Raw genomic sequence first — 3,399 nt, 5'->3', positions numbered from 1 at the left:
GAAGGCGCGTGGAAGCACTGGTCCAAGGTCTGGAACGTCGACTTCGAGTGGATCCAGAACCGCTACGACCAGACCGAATATCACGACGGCAAGCCGATGCACACCAACGGCATCACCGTCTCGCGCTGGGTCGATGGCGTGCTCGAGAACCCGGACCGCATCTCCCAGCGGACCGCACTCAAGGCGATGTTCTACTGGGGCCATGCCGTCAACTCCCAGACCCGCGGGCCGGAGATGAAGAAGGCGATGGCCAAGCTGGACATGATGGTGGTGGTCGACCCCTACCCGACCATCGCCGCCGTCATGCACGACCGTACCGACGGCGTCTACCTGCTGCCGGCCGCGACCCAGTTCGAGACCACCGGCAGCGTGACCAACTCCAGTCGCTCCCTGCAGTGGCGCGATCAGGTCATCGAGCCGATGTTCGAGTCCAAGCCTGACCACGAGATCATGTACCTGCTGTCTCGCAAGCTGGGCTTCGCCGACGAGCTGTTCCGCAACATCAAGGTCGAGGGCAGCGTGCCCGTCGTCGAGGACATCACGCGCGAGTTCAATGCCGGCATGTGGACGGTGGGTTACACCGCCCAGAGCCCTGAGCGCCTGAAGGCCCACCAGCAGAACTGGCACACCTTCGACTTCGAGACGCTCAAGGCCCGTGGCGGCCCGGCCAACGGCGACTTCTACGGCCTGCCGTGGCCGTGCTGGGGCACGCCGGAGATGGGTCACCCGGGCTCGCCCATCCTGTATGACACCTCCAAGACGGTGGCCGAGGGTGGCGGCAACTTCCGCGCGCGTTATGGCGTGGAGCACAACGGCACCAACATCCTCGCGGAAGGCTCCTGGTCCAAGGGCGCCGAGATCGAGGATGGCTATCCGGAGTTCACCGACAAGCTGCTCAAGCAGCTGGGCTGGTGGGATGACCTGACGGCCGAGGAAAAGCAGGCGGCGGAAGGCAAGAACTGGAAGACCGATCTCTCCGGCGGCATCCAGCGCGTGTGCATCAAGCATGGCTGCATGCCGTATGGCAACGCCAAGGCGCGTGCCCTGGTGTGGACCTTCCCGGACCCGATCCCCAAGCACCGCGAGCCGCTGTACACCGCGCGTCGCGACCTGGTGAAGGACTACCCGACCTGGCCGGATTCCGAGTCCATCTATCGCCTGCCGACGCTCTACGCCTCCATCCAGGAGAAGGACGTCAGCGCCAAGTACCCGATCACCCTGACCTCGGGCCGCCTGGTGGAATACGAAGGGGGTGGCGAAGAGACACGCTCCATTCCGTGGCTGGCCGAGCTGCAGCAGGAGATGTTCGTCGAGATCAATCCGGCTCTGGCCAATGACCAGGGCATCAAGGACGGCGACATGGTGTGGGTCGAGGGCGCCGAGGGCGGCCGCGTCAAGGTGATGGCGATGGTCACCGAGCGTGTCGGCCCGGATGTCGTCTTCATGCCCTTCCACTTCGGCGGGCATTACGAAGGCGAATCCCTCGAGTCCCGCTATCCGGAAGGCACCGTGCCCTATGTGCTCGGTGAATCGGCCAATACCGCGACCACCTACGGCTACGACCCCGTGACCCTGATGCAGGAAACCAAGGTCACCTTGTGCCGCGTCAGCCTCGCCTGACTCGAGTGACGGCCGCGTCCGAGTGACGCGGCCCGGACGCAGCGCAAGACACGATCGGACGTATCCGTTACCAGAATCATCCGGCCTGTTGACCGAGGAACCCGGCGACAGGCCGTGAAGGAGAAGCACCATGGCCCAGATGAAATTTTTGTGTGATGCAGAGCGCTGCATCGAGTGCAATGGCTGCGTGACAGCCTGCAAGAACGCCAACGAGACCGAATGGGGCGTTCAGCGTCGCCGCGTGGTGACACTGGACGACGGCAAGCCGAGTGAAGTCTCCATCTCGGTGGCGTGCATGCATTGCGATGACGCGCCGTGCATGGCGGTCTGCCCCACCGACTGCTTCTACAAGACCGATGACGGCATCGTCCTGCACGACAAGGACATCTGCATCGGCTGCGGCTACTGCCTGTACGCCTGCCCGTTCGGCGCCCCGCAGTTCCCGCAGCAAGGCGCCTTCGGCGAGCGCGGCAAGATGGACAAGTGCACCTTCTGTGCCGGCGGCCCGGCCGAGAGCCCGGAAGAAGAGTTCGAGAAGTACGGCGCCAACCGCATCAGCGAAGGCAAGCTGCCGCTATGCGCCGAGATGTGCTCCACCAAGGCCCTGCTGGCCGGCGATGCCGAGACCGTCTCCGACATCTTCCGTCAGCGCGTGGTCTACCGTGGCCATGAAGACGGCGCCTGGTCGCCGGTCGACAAGGCCAGCCACCCGGAAACCTCTGCCAACCTGACCACCAGCAGCGTTCAGCAGGCGGACCACCTGGCCTACGACGCAGCCCGCAAGGGGTAAGGAGGCGACATGCGCGCGCACTTTACAGCTTCACGGTTGACCGTGGTCGCCATGTTCCTGTGCCTGATGCTGGCCAGTATCTGGCTGGCTCCTCAGGCACTGGCCGCGAACCCTGACGGCGAGATCGGTCAGGCGGTCGGCACGGTGGACGCCGATACCTGGCGGCAGGTCAAGGATGGGGGCAACTCCATCGACAGCCGACATGACTCCAACTACAGCCTGATCAACCAGAGCGGCGAGACCTGGCGTCAGATCCGCAATCGCTGGATCTCACCGGGTGGCCTGATCGCACTGGGTGGCATGCTGGCCGTGCTGGTGATCTTCTACCTGCTGGTGGGACGCAACAATCTGGACCACCCGCGCAGCGGCAAGCTGATGCTGCGCTGGACGGCGCTGGAGCGTGCCATGCACTGGACGCTGGCGACGCTGTTCCTGACGCTGGCCATCACCGGCATCAATCTGCTGTGGGGCAAGTTCGTGTTCCGCAATGTGTTCGGGGACGTGTTCTGGGCCAACATGATCATGGCGACCAAGGTGATCCACAACTATGTGGGGCCCCTGTTCTCGATCATGCTGATCCTGGTGCTGGCCAAGTGGCTGAAGCTCAATCTTCCCAGGAAGCATGACCTTGACTGGTTCCGTCAGGGTGGCGGCATGATGAAGGGCAAGCATCCGGACGCCGGCTTCGCCAACGGCGGGGAAAAGGCCTGGTACTGGATTCTGGCGACGGTCGGCCTGGTAGTGATTGCCAGCGGGCTGGTGCTGGACTTCCCGATCTTCGGCCAGACGCGGGACAACATGCAGTGGGCCAATGTCTTCCACGGCATCGCCTCGCTGATGCTGATCGCGGTGTCCTTCGGCCACATCTATATCGGCACCGCCGGTACCGAGGGTGCCTTCGAGGGCATGAAGACCGGTTATGTCGATGAGACCTGGGCCAAGCAGCACCACAATCTGTGGTACGACGAGGTCAAGCAGGCCGAAGCGGC

Annotated in this window: 3 protein-coding genes; all 3 read left to right on the top strand. The window is 63.8% G+C overall.

Annotated features, from left to right (window positions below; translation table 11 throughout):
* A partial coding sequence (locus AC4FAH_RS11240) for a formate dehydrogenase subunit alpha (protein ID WP_490246047.1) occupies positions 1-1,620 on the top strand: 1,620 nt, incomplete at its 5' end.
* A 130-nt stretch (positions 1,621-1,750) separates the two neighbouring features.
* Positions 1,751-2,410, top strand: a complete 660-nt coding sequence (fdh3B, locus tag AC4FAH_RS11235; protein WP_043333544.1) for a formate dehydrogenase FDH3 subunit beta — start codon at positions 1,751-1,753, stop codon at positions 2,408-2,410.
* 9 nt (positions 2,411-2,419) lie between these two features.
* Positions 2,420-3,399, top strand: a 980-nt coding sequence (locus tag AC4FAH_RS11230) for a formate dehydrogenase subunit gamma (RefSeq protein WP_490246046.1), incomplete at its 3' end; no start/stop codon positions are given.

The sequence above is a fragment of the Cobetia sp. genome (assembly GCF_983723665.1).
The sequence above is the reverse complement of the archived record's forward strand: the minus strand, read 5'-3'. Positions and strand labels throughout refer to the sequence as shown.